Below are 15,339 nucleotides of genomic sequence, written 5' to 3' on the forward strand. Positions count from 1 at the left end.
GTCAGTCAATTTTATATACATTTTTTAAAATTACTTTATCAATTATCTTTATTTGACCATTGATTTACCTGCATAAACTTCAGATTTATTTTTTTGACACAAAGTTTACAAATTTATGTGTCTGAATTATAATCATTTCTATAAATATAAAAAACACTAGGAGAAACTATTATGAAAAATATAAAAGTAGGTATGATAGGTCTTGGCTCTATAGCTCAAAAGGCATATTTACCTGTATTAGCAAAATCCGAGCGATTTGAGTTTGTAGGAGCTTTTACTCCAAATAAAACCAAGAAAGAAAAAATCTGTAGTGATTATAGACTCACACCATTTGATTCTATTGAATCTTTAGCTAAAAAATGTGATTGTATTTTTCTACATAGCTCTACAGAAACACATTACGATATTATAAAGAAATTATTAAATTTAGATACTCATATATATGTAGACAAGCCCCTTGCCTCAACAGTCGAGCAAGGAGAAGAGCTTATTGAGTTAAGTCTGAAAAGAAACTTAAATTTAATGGTTGGATTCAACCGCAGATTCTGTCCTATGTATAAAGAAATTAAAAATAATGCCACAGAAATTGTATCTATCAACATATGTAAACATGGATTAAATTCCTTAAGAAATGTTAGATTTGACAGTACACTTATAGATGACTATATACATGTTATTGACACTGCTTTATGGTTAGCAAATGGCGATGTCGAAATTACTGGAGAGGATTTATTTTTAACAGACAATAAAAATCTAATATTTGTAAGTCATAAACTTAAAGGTAAATATTTTTCTATAAATACCTCTATGCATAGAGATTCTGGAACAAAATTAGAACAAGTTGAAATTCTTTCAAAAGGTAAGATTCAAAGAGTTAAGAATCTTAATGTACTGGAAATAGAGGAAAATGGAAATCTAACTTCAAAACAGAGTGGTGCATGGGTAAATATATTAAAACAAAAGGGTTTTGAGGATATAACAAATCATTTCATTGATTGCTTAGAAAATAATATAAAGCCAGCAATTAGTGGAGAAGAGTGCGTTAAAGCTCAAAGATTACTAGAGAAAATTATAGGTTCAGTAAAATAGATATTTATTATAAAAATAGTTAGAGACAAATGTCTCTAACCTATTTTTATATAAGACTATGTTTTTATACATAAAATTCTATTATATGCATACTAAACCCATTATATTCACATTAGCTCTATTCAACTTAACTTTGTTACTTCAACTAAATTTTGATACTTCTCAACTTCTTCTAAACATACAAATCCAGTTTCCATATTTAGAGCATTACTTATACCACAAGCATTTGCAAACTTAAGTAAATATTCTATTTCGTACCCTCTTAAAATACCTACACTAAATCCAGCTATCGTGCTATCTCCACTACCTACAGTATTTACACATTTTACAGATGGTACTTTAACATCATATACACTATCTCTACTTAAATAAACCATTCCATCTTTTCCTAGAGATATACATACATTTTCTGCCCCCATTTCAAGAAGTTTTTTTCCTGATAAGATAACTTCCTCTCTTGACTCTATATTAATTCCTAATAAATTTCTTATTTCATCTATATTTGGCTTTATTAAATATGGTTGCGACTTTAAAGCTACTTTTAAAGCATCTCCTGATGTATCTAATATAAATTTTATATTATTTTCTCTACATAAATTACCTAACTTTTCATAATAGTCTATTGGCATATTTTCACAATAACTACCAGATGCCACTAGTATTTTAGTACTTTTTATTACTTCATCTATGTCATTTTCAAATCTCTCTAAATCACTTTTTTCCACCCTTGGTCCCTTTTCTAAAAATTCTGTACTTATTTTATTGTCTTCAATTATATTTAGACAATTTCTAGTTTCCTGCTTTATATTTGTAAATTTATTTTGTATATCTAATTTTTTAAGTTCATTTTGTATGAATTTTCCATTGAATCCCCCCAAAAATCCCATAGCCAAAGGTTTTTCTTTTAAAACTTTACATACTTTAGCTACATTTAATCCTTTACCTCCAGCAGTTGCATTTGTACTTACTACCCTTTGCACCTCACCTATATTTATACTATTTACTCTATACATTCTATCTATAGATGGGTTGAATGTTACTATTGTAATCATACTAGATTCTCCTCATTATTAACCTTTTACTTTTCTAAATAATAAATTAATATGTAAAAATATAAAATCCTCGTCTATAATACACCTCAAGTGGTTATTACCAATTTGAATATAAATTATTTCACTCGTTTTGTCAATGCATCATAATTTTGAAATAAATTAATAGTCTTACTTATTTAATTTTGATTAAAAAATAGCTACGCACACTCGTGACTTTAGTCGTGAGTTAGTAGCTAAAGTAGTCAGCATATAGGGAAACTTATATGTAGAGATAGGATAGAACCTATCCAATACTACTTGAATTGCTGGAAACCCCTAAAGCTAACCAAACTAAAGCATAAGGATGAAATAAACCTAAGTGTGAAAGTTACGAAAGTAGAAAAAATTGGTTAGATGGTATAAGGTTAAACCCTAAGTACTTTAAAATGGGCAATCAGCAGGTAAGCTCCTAAGTAGGAGAAACTTCAACGACTATTCCTCTTGAGGGAAGTACACTACAAGCTATCGGTAGTGGAAGTGGGTAGACCTTAACGGATAATGCCGAAGGATAAGATATAGTCTGTGCTTGCATGAAAGTGTAAGAAGTTCATAAGAGAACTGCATAGGTAGTAGCGAACTTATGTGAACGACAACCTCAAAAATGATAAAAGTTAAGGGCTTACAGTTCTTATATATGTTATTTAAAAAATAAATATGAAAACCTTCAAAATACTTGTTTTAAATGTTAATATTATGATGGATGATGAATAATCATAAAAAACAATTAAAGTGAGGTGATAGTAGTGGAAAAAGCATATAAGTTTAGAATGTATCCAAATAAAAAACAGCAAGAGTTAATTAACAAAACTTTTGGATGTTGTAGATTTGTATATAATAAGTATCTTGCTAAAAAAATAGAAGTTTATGAAAATAATAAAGAAATTTTTACTTATAAACAGTGCAGTTCTGATTTGACCAATTTAAAAAAAGAATTAAAGTGGCTTAAAGAACCTGACAAATTTTCACTACAAAACACCTTAAAAGATTTAGAAAACGCATATAAAAAATTCTTTAAAGAAAATACAGGATTTCCTAAATTTAAATCAAAGAAAACTAATAGATTTTCATATAGAACTAACTTTACAAATGGAAATATTATGTACTTTAGTCAATATATAAAATTACCTAAACTTGGTATGGTTAAAGTAAGGGATAAACAAGTACCTCAAGGGAGAATACTTAATGCTACTGTATCTAAAGAGCCAAGTGGTAAATATTATGTATCACTATGTTGTACTGATATAGATATTAAAGCTTTTGAAAATACTAATAGTCAGATAGGTTTAGATTTAGGAATTAAAGAATTTTGTATCTCAAGTTGTGGACAATTTATAGAAAATCCTAAGTATCTTCAAAAGTCATTAAACAAACTTGCTAAATTACAAAGAGAATTATCAAGAAAAACAATTGGTAGTTTAAATAGAAATAAAGCAAGGTTAAAAGTTGCAAGACTTCAAGAACATATAGCTAATCAAAGGCAGGATTTCCTACAAAAACTATCTACTAAATTAATACAAGAGAATGATATTATTTGCATAGAAGATTTACAAGTAAAGAATATGACTAGAAATCATAAAATGTCTCGCTCTATTTCTGATGTATCATGGTCAGAATTTGTTCGTCAATTAGAATACAAGGCTAATTGGTATGGTAGACAAATTGTAAAGGTAGGTAAATTCTTTGCAAGTTCACAAATATGTAATAAATGTGGGTATAAAAACGAGGAAATGAAGAATTTAAATATAAGAGAATGGATTTGTCCTTGTTGTAATGTAACTCACGATAGAGATATAAATGCAAGTATAAATATACTAAAAGAAGGATTAAGACTAATAACAGTTTAAAATAAATACTTATGTAAGAACCGTAGGAACTACGGGGATAGCCTGTGGAGAATTAGTAAGACATATTTTAGTATGCAAAATTCTATGAAGTAGGAACCCTGTGACTTTAGTCATGGGAGGTTCAGTAAGCTTTACTCATTGACAGAAATAATTGTATATTTTATAATCAAATTGTGGTTATAACCACTTAGAAAGGACTATAAATTTTTATGATAAAAAGAAATGATAAAAGACCAATATATGACCAACTTGTTGAGATACTAAGGACTAAAATTGAAAACGAGATGGAACCAAATGATAGAATGCTTTCCGAAAGAAAAATTTGTGATGAATACGGAGTAAGTAGAACTACAGTTAGACTAGCTATGGCTGAATTAGAACATATGGGATATATATACAAAAGACATGGAAAAGGAACTTTTGTTGCTGCACTTAGTCAAAATTCCCAAAACTTAATGGATAGTTATAGCTTTACAGATTACATGAGAACACAAGGAAAAAAACCAAGTACAAAAGTATTATCATTTGAGGTAGTGGAAAGTACAAAATATTTTTCTGAGAAATTAGGTATAACTCCTGGTGAAAAAATAATAAAAATAATGCGTCTAAGACTTGCTGATAATCTCCCTATGATGCTTGAAAGAACATATCTTCCTATGAAAGAATTTACAGAACTGACACAGGAAAAAATAGAACAAAAACCTCTATATGAGATATTTAGAGAAGATTATGGAGAGATTATTAAAGTAGCTGATGAGGAATTTTCTGCAGGAATAATATCTGATAAGGAATCAAAATTGCTAGAAGTCCCAGGTGATTCACCTTGTCTAAAATTACTTCGTACCACATATAATGATGACAATATAGTTATTGAATTTACCTTGAGTGTTGCTAGAAGTGATAAATTTGTATATAAGATAAGGCATGTAAGATAATAAATTTTAAATAGATTTCCAGAAAACTTAATGTTTTATAAACGTCAAAACTACAAATGATAGTACAAATTATAAGGAGGTAGTTTTGAAAAATTTTATTTATGCAGATAAATTTTTTATGAAGTATGGCATCAAAGAAAAAGGTTACCTTAGAATAATTGGTGGCAAATTTGGTGAATTTCAACAAGAAAAACCAGATATTGCCGATAGTGTTATAGATTTTTCAGGTAAATATATTGCTCCTGGTTTAGTTGATACTCATATCCATGGACTTTTGGGTGTAGACATTATGGATAATACATTTGAAGCAATAAACACAATTTCAAAAGGTCTATTAAAGTATGGAGTAACGTCTTTCCTACCCACTACTTTAACTGATTCTATAGATAACCTAAATGGCTGTATTGAAAATATAAGTAATAATTATAATAAAGTTGAAGGTGCAAAAATACAAGGTATTTATTTAGAAGGTCCCTTTTTTACAGAAAAATACAAAGGTGCTCAAAACGAAAAATATTTTAGAGACCCCAGCATTGATACTTTAAAGTTATGGCAAAAAAAATCAAAAAATTTAATAAGAAAAATAGCAATTGCCCCAGAACGTAATGGTTCAATAGAATTCACAAAATACGCTACTAAAAATAATATATCCGTAGCACTTGGCCACAGCTCAGCTACATTTGAGCAAGTTGAACAAGTTGTTAATTCAGGTGCTAAAGTGTTTGTACATACATATAATGGAATGAGCCCTTTAAATCATAGAGAACCTGGAATGGTTGGAGCTGCCATGGCATTAAAAGGTACTTATGCTGAATTAATCTGTGATGGTCATCATGTAAATCCTATAGCTGCTAAAATAATAATGGATATTAAGTCTAGAAATAATATTGCTTTGATTACAGATTGTATGAGAGCTGGTGCTATGGATGATGGAGAATATACTCTTGGTAGGTTTAATGTCAATGTAAAAAATGGTGTTGCAAGATTAAGCAGTGGAAGTTTAGCTGGGAGTGTATTGACAATGGATAATGCTGTAAGAAATATAGTTGATTGGAATATATCAACTTTAGAAGATGCAATAAAAATGGCTACATATATACCTGCTTTAAGTTGTAATATTGATAATGTCTGTGGCTCTATGTGCCAAGGTATGAGTGCAGATTTTATAGTGATAGATGATAACTTTAATATACATGAAACTTATATAAATGGTATATGTAAGTATAAGACTGATAAATAGATTCTACATAAAAAACATAGAGTGGATAATTAAAAATTATCCACTCTTTTATAATACTCTTCATCTTATACTATAAGTTTATAAGAATTAAATCCTATTTATCAATCTGTTCTCTAAGCCACTTAGTTGCCACATCCAACTGTTTATTTTCATCTTTTTCTTCAATGGTAGGTTTTATTCCTTTTTCATTGATATAATCTCCATTAGGTGTAAAATATTGAGCAGTAGTTAGCTTGTATCCTGTTCCATCTTTTAATCTTACAACTGATTGTACCAATCCTTTACCAAAAGTTGTAGTACCTACAGAAATACCTTCTTTATTATCAACGATTGCAGCTGTTAGTATTTCAGCAGCAGAGGCACTTTCTCCATTAGTCAAGACTACTACTGGAAGTCCCAATTTTTCTTTATCAGATTTCAAGTACTCAGTATTTCCTTTGTTGTCTTTTGTATATACTATAGTCCCTTCACCAATTAGCTCATCAGCAACTTCTTTACATATATCCAGCATTCCACCAGGATTATTTCTAAGGTCTATTACTAATCCCTTAATATTTTTTGCCTTTAATTCTTTTAAAGCTTTGTCAAAGTCAGTATATGTACTTGATATAAATTGAGTGATTTCTATATAACCTAAATTATTATCAATTACTTTACTTTCTAAACTTTTCTCAACTATCTGTTCTGTCTTTACCTTAAAGCTTAGTTGTTTGTCTTCTCTTAATATTGCTAACTCAACTATTTTTCCTTTTTTACCTTTCATCATACGCACAGCTTCATCTGAATTCTTATATGATACAGACTTTCCATTTACTTTTACTAGTTTATCCCCTGCTTTTACACCTGCTTTTTCTGCTGGAGAATCTTTCATAGGAACTACCACTAGCCCTCCATCTTTTGATGCACCTATATACATGCCTACACCAACATAAGAGCCTTCACTATCGTTTATTAAATCTTCCATTTCATCTTTAGTGTAATAACCAGAATACTTATCATTCGTACCTAAGAACAAGCCTTTTGATGCTCCATCTACCAAGTCAGCATCAGATACTTTTTTATAAAAATCTTGTTTTATAATAGATTCTAATCCTAACAACTTATCATATTTTTTATAGTCTTCATAGAGTTCTTTCGATATTACAACCTTATTCCCCAATGTTAACTGAAATGCTGATGTAGTCATCGCTGTTATAATTACTAAAATCACCCCTAAAAAAATAGCTTTCTTCTTTGAAATCACAAGATACATCTCCTTTTACATAAACTATTATTATTATATGACTAGCTGTTATTTTTATTACATTTACCCAAATATATTGCTTTATTGTAACAAACTATACTAAAATTTATATTAAATACAATTGCTGTACACATTATAACATATTAAGGGAGGAATATTTTATGAAAAAAGAATTTAGGAAAAAAGTTATTGAATCTAGAAAAAATAAGAGTGCATATTTTGTACTTAATAATTCAAATTTAATAACAGAAAAATTACTTCAAATGAAAGATATAAGAAATGCAACTAATATAATGCTTTATCTAGACTTTAATAATGAAGTTCAAACAGATAACTTAATCCAAAAACTTTTATCCCTAAAGAAAATAGTCTCAAGCCCTGTAACAATAAAAGAAAATCATACATTAATCCCTACTCAAATAACAGATTTGAAAGATGGATTGAGAATTGGAACATATGGAATAAGAGAACCTAAGGAAACATCACCTACAATTGATATTAAAGCTTTAGATGTTGTAATTGTACCAGCTGTAGCATATGATATAGATTGCTACAGACTAGGGTATGGTGGAGGATTTTATGATAGGTTTTTAGAAAATTTAAGAAAAGATGCCATAACTATTGGAATAGCATTTGATTTCCAGATATTCAATTCTATCCCAAAAGAAACTCATGATGCACAATTAAATTATATAGTTACTGAAACTAGAATTATCACTCCAAATAATTTTAACACCAAATAGTTTTAGCATTATATAATGAGCATTTTAAGTCATGGCTTTTAAAATAATAAAATATATATAATTTACCTACAATAATAAAAACCATGACTTTATTGTATAAATCTTTAGTTGTTTAGTTATAAAACATATTTTTATTTAGTTGAATTTAATTCTATTCTATCTGGAAGCTCACTCATGTTTGTTTCAACCACTATGTATGGAAAAGAATTCTCCTTATCTTTATACTTTACCTTGACTCTCAAAACATCCTTTCCTTCTTCACTCACACTTTCTATTTTGTCCATTTCTATACCATATTTATTATTTCCTCTAGTCACTATGATATATATTTTGTTATCAATTTTGGCTGCCAATGCTCTTTCTTCGTTTGTATACTTATCCATGACATCAAGTATCTTTTCTGGTATTGAATTTCTTTGTAATATTGTATAATCTATAGGCTTTGATTTTTCTACAAACATACTTGGTATGAATATAAATCCTCCTATAACGAATATAAGAGCTATGACTCCATAAATTATACCTTTAATATTAAACTTTACATTCAATCTTATCACTCCTCCCATCTATTCTAAATATATGATTTATAACTTTATCTTAGACTCTAAATTATCGCTTAGAATATATTTATCCATAATTTTAAATATATGTAATATAATTAAAAAACATGTTTTCGACATTTTGTTATAAGTTAACTGTAAAATAAAAAGAGCTATATGAAAACAATTTAATTGTTTTCATATAGCTCTTAAATTACAATCTTAAAATATTTATTTGTCACTAACTCCCTCTTGGTATCCAGACGTTTTTGTAATCTGTCTATAAAGAACACAAACCAGTATTATGACGCCCATATATCCAGTGTATGGATATAAAATACCAACCAGCTTATCAAATGGTAGGAATCCACCTATAAGACCTAATATAGCTGTTATTAAAGTTATTATTTTAAACTTAGGATGATTATCATCAACAAATCTATTAGTTACTGACCATAATAAAGGTACAGCTGTTGTATATATACCTAATATAAGAATTATTGAGAATAAAACTCCAACTATTGGTGAAATCTTATCTGCTAAGAATAATGATGGTATTGCTTTTGAGTATAAGTTTCCTATATCAGAAAGAATAGCTAAGTGCATCATTATAGCTGCTGCCATAAGTGCTACTCCACCTAATATACCACCACAAATGGCTTCTTTTTTATTAGCAGCACCTGCTCCTAATCCTGTCAAGAACGCCATGACAACGATTGTATTATAAGTAGTATATATTACACCAGATAAATATGCGTTTGGTACTGGTCTAGCTACATCTACAGTACTAAGAACTTGTGCAGCCTCTCCTATATTACCTATATTACTAGCTAAACTTATACCACCAACTAAAAGTGTAAAGATTATTATTATAGGTCCTATTCCACCTAGTATCTTTGATAATTTATCAAGACCTAGTGAAACAGTTAATAATGCTACTACTGCCATACCAACTCTACCTACAAATGGATTTAATCCATAATATTCAGTTAAAGTTGCTCCTGCTCCTGAAATCATTACTACGAAAACACCAAATAAGAATAATGGTCCAAACCACTCAAAGAATATTCCTAAATACTTACCACAATAAACACGATAAATTTTGATAGGTTCTTTAAGTTGAAGTTCTTTACCTTTTGACATAACTGAAGCACCCATCCATGAGAATAATACCATTGAAATTACTCCACCAACAATACCTGCAAAACCATAAAAAGAGAAAAATTGCATTATTTCCTGTCCTGTTGCAAATCCAGAACCAATTACTGTTGCTACATAAGCTCCTGCGAAACTTATGACTGTTTTAACGTTTACCTTTTCTGACATATCTCAGTTACCTCCCCACGTGAAATTTTTCATCTGCTTAAACAATTCGATAAACTACCTATAATTTCCTTTAACATAAAATACATGATAACTGTTTTAGAGCCTTTTTAGTATAATAACTTAAAACTTATAATATGTTTTTTATACAGTATACCTCCTTTTATAAAATTTACTAGATTCTTTTTTGTCTAAGTAGTCTTTATATATAAAATTAATTTCCCTATAAACTATATATTAGTCATATTTTTCTGAATAGTCAATATATATTTGAATATTTTCTCTATTTTTGTAAAAATTTGAATATTTCATTACATTTTTGATATATTGATATCATGTATAAAAAAGAGAGATATAAATTAATATAGACCTTTATATCTCTCCTTCAAATATATTATATTATTAACAAACATGAATAATTTATATGCCTTAAATTCTTTTTGCAAGAATAGCCTCTTTGGCAACTTTTATTATATCCTCACAAGTTAATTCGTATTTTTTTAACAATTCATTTGGGGCACCAGATTCTCCAAATGAATCTTTAATTCCAACTTTTTTTACTATAGTTGGATAAGACTCTCCAACTACTTCACTTACAGCAGAACCTAGTCCTCCAATTATACTATGCTCTTCTACAGTCACTATAGCATTTGTTTCTTTTGCTGTTTTTAATATTAAATCCTTATCTATAGGTTTTATTGTAGACATGTTTATGACTCTAGCACTTATACCTTCTTCTTGTAACTTTTCTTGTGCTAATAGAGCCTCATTCACCATAATTCCACAAGCTATAATTGATACATCAGTCCCATCTCTTAAAACTGTACCTTTTCCTATTTCAAACTTATAGTTTTCATCAAATAAAACTGGAACTGAGCTTCTTCCTAGTCTGACATAAACAGGTCCATTATACTTAGATACTTCAAAAATCATTTTTTCTGTTTCAACACCATCAGCTGGAACAAGAACCGTCATATTTGGTATAGCTCTCATTATAGCAATATCCTCTACACTTTCATGAGATGCTCCATCTTCGCCAACAGTAAGACCTGCATGAGTAGCACAGATTTTTACATTTAGTTTTGGATAGCAAACTGAATTTCTTATAATCTCAAAAGCTCTTCCTGTAGCAAACATAGCAAAAGTACTTGCAAAAGGTATTTTGCCAGCAGTTGATAGCCCACAAGCAGCACCTATTAAGTTTTGTTCTGCTATACCCATATTAAAAAATCTATCTGGAAATGATTTATAGAAATCATGCGTTTTTGTAGATTTAGATAAATCTGCATCTAATACCACAACATTGTCATTTATTTGACCTAGTTTTACTAATGCTTTACCATATGCCTCTCTCGTCGCCATTTTACTCATTGTCAGCACCTCCTAGTTCAAGCAAGGCTTTTTCTAACTCTTCATCACTTGGAGCTGTTCCGTGCCATCCTGCTTGATTTTCCATAAAAGATATTCCTTTGCCTTTTATAGTTTTTGCAATTATCATTGTAGGTTTTTTAACTGTTGATTTAGCTATATCGAGAGCAGCAAATATTTGGTCAAAGTCATGTCCATCTATTTCAATTACATTCCACCCAAAAGCTTTAAATTTATCAACTATTGAACCTAAATTCATTACACTTTCTATATCTCCGTCTATTTGAAGCCCATTATTATCTAAAAAAGCAATTAAATTATCAAGCTTATAATGTGCAGCACTCATAGCAGCTTCCCAAACAATACCCTCTTGAACTTCTCCATCACCAAGTAAAGTATATACGTTCCATGGAGCATTATCCAGCTTGGATGCCATCGCCATGCCACATGCAACTGAAAAACCTTGCCCTAAAGAACCTGTAGATATCTCTACTCCTGGCGTACCTTTCATATCTGGATGACCTTGTAACATTCTTCCAATTTTCCTTAGCCCATTCAGTTCTTCCTTATCAAAATAGCCTTTTTCAGCCAATGTAGCATATAATGCTGGTGCAGCATGTCCTTTTGATAATACAAATCTATCTCTATCCTCCATTTTAGGATTTGAAGAATCCACATTCATTTCATCAAAGTATAACGCAGTAAGTATTTCAACTACTGATAATGACCCTCCTGGATGTCCAGATTTGGCTCTATGTATCATAGAAACTATATCTCTTCTTATGATACGCGCAATCTCATTTAATCCCTTATGGTCTCTCATGCAATTACCTCCCTTGAGTTCGTAATTTTATATCAATTCCATATTATTATATCACTTTTATACTATTTTTTGCGTTATTTTTGATTTTCTTAATACGCACTACTAAAATTAAACCTTAAAAGATATTTTTAACGAAAAAAGGGATTGTCTAATAAAAGACAAACCCCTCTTTAAAAAGTAAACAATCCTAAACTTATTTGAAGTCCATCGTCTACTTTTATCATCATATTTTCATCTAGACAACCAATTTTCTCCCTCAGTCTCTTTTTATCAATAGTTCTAATTTGCTCTAAAAGAATTACTGAGTCTTTATTAAGCCCATATTCATTGGAACTTATCTCTACATGAGTAGGTAATTTGGCTTTATTAATCTGAGATGTTATAGCTGATACTATAACTGTAGGACTGTATTTATTACCTACATCATTTTGTATTATCAGAACAGGTCTAACGCCTCCCTGCTCTGACCCAACAACTGGACTTAAATCAGCGTAATATAAATCACCACGCTTTATTTCACAATTAGTACTCACCTTGGGCAATCTTCCCTTCATTTTTATCATCAGAAGATACTTCTTCAACTGTCATACCTAATTCAGCCAATGACAGATTAATTTGACCCATTTCTCTATAACCCGTTTTCATAGATTCTTTAATATGAATTCTCTTTTTCTGAGTTATATAGAACTGAAAAGCAGCTTTTGCAAAATCTTCTCTGTTACTGTTCTCCATCTGAACTATACTATCAACTTCAGAAACCAGAGAGTCTGGTAAAGTAACTTCTATTTTTTCTTTACTTTTATCGTACACAAAATCGCCTCCCAGATTATAATATCATGGTTTTATTTTAGCAAATAACTGTTTATTTGTACAAGCTCATTATTTTCCATATAAACACGGTCAACTCTTCTTGATATCATACATAACACTTCATAGTTTATAGTTCCTAAGTCTTGGGCTATACGTTCAGCTGTAACTTCACCTTCTCCAAATAGTATAACCTCATCTCCAACTTTTATGTCTATATCTTTGTCAATTCTAACCATTATTTGATCCATACATATTCTACCAACTACATCAAACACTTCTCCTTTAATAAGAACCTTTGGATTTTTTTGAATTCTAGTAAATCCATCTGCATATCCTATTGGAATTGTAGCGATTGTTTCTTTATCTGTAGTTGTATACTTTAATCCATAACTTATTCCTACACCTGGTTCAACTTGTTTTATATGTCCGATTTTTGATTTTAATTTCATGGCTGGTCTTAGTTCTAATCTTTCTTTAAATACATCATCAGATGGATAATGACCATATAATATTATTCCTGCTCTTACCATATTTAATCTTAAATCAGGGCAATCCATAATAGCTGCACTGTTTGATACATGTTTTATAGATATTTTTACACCAGCTTCATCCAACTTATCAGACATAAATTTGTAATTATTAGCTTGTTTATAAGTGTACTCTTTACTTACCTCATCAGCTGTTGCGAAATGAGTAAACATACCTTCTAAATCTATATATTCTAATTTATTTAATTTTATTATTTCCTGTACTGACTCCTCATTAGGTTGGAAACCTATTCTAGTCATTCCTGAGTCTATTTTAATGTGAACACAGGCTTTTTCTCCTAAGGATTTTGCAATTTCATTTATCTTTTGTGCTGTTTCTAAAGAATAAACTGTCATAGTTATTTTATTTTTTATAGAATCTTCGAAAGCTTCGTCTGGAGTATATCCTAAGTTCAAAATAGGAAGTGTTATGCCATTTTGTCTAAGTTCAATTCCTTCAGCAGTTCTTGCTACTGCTAAATAATCTACTTTTTCTTTTTCTAGTAATTTTGCAACTTCTACTGCACCATGTCCATATGCATCAGCTTTTATTACTCCACAAACCTTAATATCTTCTTCTAATAAATTTTTAATATTATTTAAGTTAAATCTTAAGTTATCTAGATTTATCTCTGCCCATGTAGGCACTGTTATTTTTTGCATTTCTTTAGTCCCCCTTAGTTTCTGTATTCAAAATCTTTGTATTTTACTGTAAATCTTGGCACTCCTTCCTTATCCAATACTTCCATTTTTTCAGGGTTCTTTGTGTCAGCATTTACATATAATACTTGCTTATTAAAATATTTATTATCCCCAGGAATAAAAGTTTCTAGAACCAAATGTCCTTTGGATAACTTTATTTTCATCTCTTCGTTTTGAAGATAGTTTTTTATAAAGTCTCCTATAAAAAGATATTGATTGTTCTTTCCTGTATTAGGCAATTCCACTATATCACTGATATTTGGATTTTTAACTAATATTTTATCACCTTGATACTCTATACTCTTCCCTTTTAAATGTTTTGGGGAAATTACTTCTAATTTATAGTTATCAGTTTTTTTATAAGTATGAATTAAAACATAATTGTGTGGGCTTTTATTTCCAAATACTTCTACATCAGCTTTACAACTGTAAGAATTCATATCAGAAATCTGCTTTTGAAAATCTTTGTATACTTCTTCTTTTGTGGACTGTCGCTTTTGGCATCCTATTACAATTATAACCAGTGCCAAAAACATAATACATGCTATGGTCCACTTTTTTCTCACATCACACCTCCTATTCTAGTCTATTCATTGTATAAAGCTTTTATTATATCATATCTACAAATTATACCTTTGAGTTTATTGTCATCATCTACTACAGGAACCCTGTTTATTGATTTTTTAATCATTACATTAGCTACATCATCAAACTTATCATCTTCATGAACTTTTATTATATCTTTAGACATAAGTTCTCCAACTTTATAAGCAGCCACTTGCTTTATATCTTTTTCTACTTTTTTTAAATCATCTAAGAAAATCAAACCTTGTAATAGGTTTATATAGAGAGGTGCTTCTATATATTTTTCCTTTTTAAGAATGTCTGTTTCAGAAATTACTCCAACAACTCTATTCTCTGAATCTACAACTGGCAGACCTCCTATTTTTTCTGCAATTAGCATGTTAGCTACATCTGCTATACTATCATCTTGTTTTGCTACTATTACATCTGTTGTCATTATTTCTTTTGCTGTTTTGTCCATCATAATGTAATCACTCC

At 29.7% G+C, this 15,339-nt stretch carries 16 protein-coding genes; 5 read left to right on the forward strand and 11 right to left on the reverse strand.

Annotated features, from left to right (window positions below):
- The first annotated feature begins 171 nt into the window (after positions 1–171).
- On the forward strand, positions 172–1,089 hold the full coding sequence (locus ACTG45_RS18580) for a Gfo/Idh/MocA family protein (RefSeq protein WP_479919563.1): 918 nt from the start codon (positions 172–174) through the stop codon (positions 1,087–1,089).
- Between the two features lie 122 nt (positions 1,090–1,211).
- Here ACTG45_RS18580 and pfkB read toward each other — a convergent pair whose 3' ends face one another.
- Positions 1,212–2,141 carry a 1-phosphofructokinase gene (gene pfkB, locus ACTG45_RS18585; RefSeq protein WP_479919564.1) on the reverse strand — a complete coding sequence of 310 codons (930 nt, stop codon included), beginning with the start codon at positions 2,139–2,141 and terminating at the stop codon, positions 1,212–1,214.
- A 773-nt stretch (positions 2,142–2,914) separates the two neighbouring features.
- Here pfkB and tnpB point away from each other — a divergent pair.
- The 3 genes from tnpB (at position 2,915) to nagA (ending at position 6,199) form a co-directional block, all read left to right on the forward strand.
- Positions 2,915–4,024 (forward strand): IS200/IS605 family element RNA-guided endonuclease TnpB, encoded by a 1,110-nt coding sequence (gene tnpB, locus ACTG45_RS18590; RefSeq protein WP_479919565.1) that lies wholly within the window; start codon positions 2,915–2,917, stop codon positions 4,022–4,024.
- A gap of 209 nt (positions 4,025–4,233) precedes the next feature.
- Entirely contained in the window at positions 4,234–4,959 is a 726-nt protein-coding gene (locus ACTG45_RS18595; protein WP_479919566.1) for a GntR family transcriptional regulator, read from the forward strand.
- Positions 4,960–5,044: 85 nt separating this feature from the next.
- Positions 5,045–6,199, forward strand: a complete 1,155-nt coding sequence (nagA, locus tag ACTG45_RS18600) for an N-acetylglucosamine-6-phosphate deacetylase (RefSeq protein ID WP_479919567.1) — start codon at positions 5,045–5,047, stop codon at positions 6,197–6,199.
- Between the two features lie 94 nt (positions 6,200–6,293).
- Here nagA and ACTG45_RS18605 read toward each other — a convergent pair whose 3' ends face one another.
- The gene (locus ACTG45_RS18605) at positions 6,294–7,451 is read right to left on the reverse strand and encodes a S41 family peptidase (protein WP_479919568.1); all 1,158 of its coding nucleotides are present in this window, start codon (positions 7,449–7,451) and stop codon (positions 6,294–6,296) included.
- Positions 7,452–7,603: 152 nt separating this feature from the next.
- Between ACTG45_RS18605 and ACTG45_RS18610 the strand changes: the two genes are divergently transcribed.
- Positions 7,604–8,185, forward strand: a complete 582-nt coding sequence (locus ACTG45_RS18610; RefSeq protein WP_479919569.1) for a 5-formyltetrahydrofolate cyclo-ligase — start codon at positions 7,604–7,606, stop codon at positions 8,183–8,185.
- Positions 8,186–8,316: 131 nt separating this feature from the next.
- Here ACTG45_RS18610 and ACTG45_RS18615 read toward each other — a convergent pair whose 3' ends face one another.
- The 9 genes from ACTG45_RS18615 to ACTG45_RS18655 all read right to left on the reverse strand — a co-directional run bounded on the left by ACTG45_RS18615 (position 8,317) and on the right by ACTG45_RS18655 (position 15,325).
- Entirely contained in the window at positions 8,317–8,733 is a 417-nt protein-coding gene (locus ACTG45_RS18615; protein WP_021386383.1) for a hypothetical protein, read from the reverse strand.
- A 222-nt stretch (positions 8,734–8,955) separates the two neighbouring features.
- Positions 8,956–10,050 carry a YkvI family membrane protein gene (locus tag ACTG45_RS18620; RefSeq protein WP_021386386.1) on the reverse strand — a complete coding sequence of 365 codons (1,095 nt, stop codon included), beginning with the start codon at positions 10,048–10,050 and terminating at the stop codon, positions 8,956–8,958.
- Positions 10,051–10,476: 426 nt separating this feature from the next.
- Positions 10,477–11,418, reverse strand: a complete 942-nt coding sequence (locus ACTG45_RS18625) for a transketolase family protein (protein WP_479919570.1) — start codon at positions 11,416–11,418, stop codon at positions 10,477–10,479.
- A complete protein-coding gene (locus ACTG45_RS18630; RefSeq protein WP_479919571.1) occupies positions 11,411–12,238 on the reverse strand; it encodes a transketolase in 828 nt (275 codons plus the stop codon). Before ACTG45_RS18630 ends, ACTG45_RS18625 begins: the two co-directional genes overlap by 8 nt.
- 170 nt (positions 12,239–12,408) lie before the next feature.
- The gene (locus tag ACTG45_RS18635; RefSeq protein ID WP_003421356.1) at positions 12,409–12,792 is read right to left on the reverse strand and encodes a type II toxin-antitoxin system PemK/MazF family toxin; all 384 of its coding nucleotides are present in this window, start codon (positions 12,790–12,792) and stop codon (positions 12,409–12,411) included.
- The gene (locus tag ACTG45_RS18640; protein ID WP_021386373.1) at positions 12,761–13,048 is read right to left on the reverse strand and encodes a ribbon-helix-helix protein, CopG family; all 288 of its coding nucleotides are present in this window, start codon (positions 13,046–13,048) and stop codon (positions 12,761–12,763) included. Before ACTG45_RS18640 ends, ACTG45_RS18635 begins: the two co-directional genes overlap by 32 nt.
- Before the next feature lie 32 nt (positions 13,049–13,080).
- A complete protein-coding gene (alr, locus tag ACTG45_RS18645) occupies positions 13,081–14,238 on the reverse strand; it encodes an alanine racemase (RefSeq protein WP_479919572.1) in 1,158 nt (385 codons plus the stop codon).
- A 14-nt stretch (positions 14,239–14,252) separates the two neighbouring features.
- Positions 14,253–14,843, reverse strand: coding sequence for a germination lipoprotein GerS (gene gerS / locus ACTG45_RS18650; protein ID WP_021386375.1), 591 nt, complete (start codon positions 14,841–14,843; stop codon positions 14,253–14,255).
- Between the two features lie 20 nt (positions 14,844–14,863).
- Positions 14,864–15,325 carry a CBS domain-containing protein gene (locus ACTG45_RS18655; RefSeq protein WP_021386374.1) on the reverse strand — a complete coding sequence of 154 codons (462 nt, stop codon included), beginning with the start codon at positions 15,323–15,325 and terminating at the stop codon, positions 14,864–14,866.
- Between the last annotated feature and the right edge of the window lie 14 nt (positions 15,326–15,339).

The organism is Clostridioides sp. LIBA-7602, assembly GCF_056688945.1.